Annotated in this window: 1 protein-coding gene; it reads right to left on the reverse strand. The window is 72.3% G+C overall.

The window, feature by feature from the left end; all coding sequences use genetic code 11:
- The coding region (locus QN357_RS19325) for a family 1 glycosylhydrolase (RefSeq protein WP_323505447.1) at positions 1–386 on the reverse strand (386 nt) is incomplete at both ends.

Consider the following 386-nt stretch of genomic DNA (forward strand, 5'->3'; position numbering starts at 1 on the left):
GGGTGTAGCCCGCGGTCCACTCGAAGCCGTCGAGCAGCGACCAGACAAAGGCCCCGCGCATGCTCACCCCCGCCGCCGGCTTGCCCGGTGCAACGGCGTCGAGTGCGGCCACGAGGTGTTCGGCGAGGTAGTCGATCCTGGCCGGGTCGTCGACGGCGCCGCGGCTGTCGACCTGGTCAGGGAAACTCGCTCCGAGGCTCGTGAGGTACACCGGCGGGAGTGCGTCGCCGTACCGGGTCGCGAGCTCGGTGAGGGCGACGCCGAGGTAGGCCGGCGCGATCGCGCGTCCCGCCCCCGTGACCGTGAACTCGCGGAACGGGAGCACGTGGAACGGGAAGGAGACCACGGGCGCGTTCTCGTCGACCCTGCCTGCGTTCGCGGCGGTG

This window comes from Cryobacterium sp. RTC2.1 (assembly GCF_035018685.1).
Lineage (GTDB): Bacteria > Actinomycetota > Actinomycetes > Actinomycetales > Microbacteriaceae > Cryobacterium > Cryobacterium glucosi.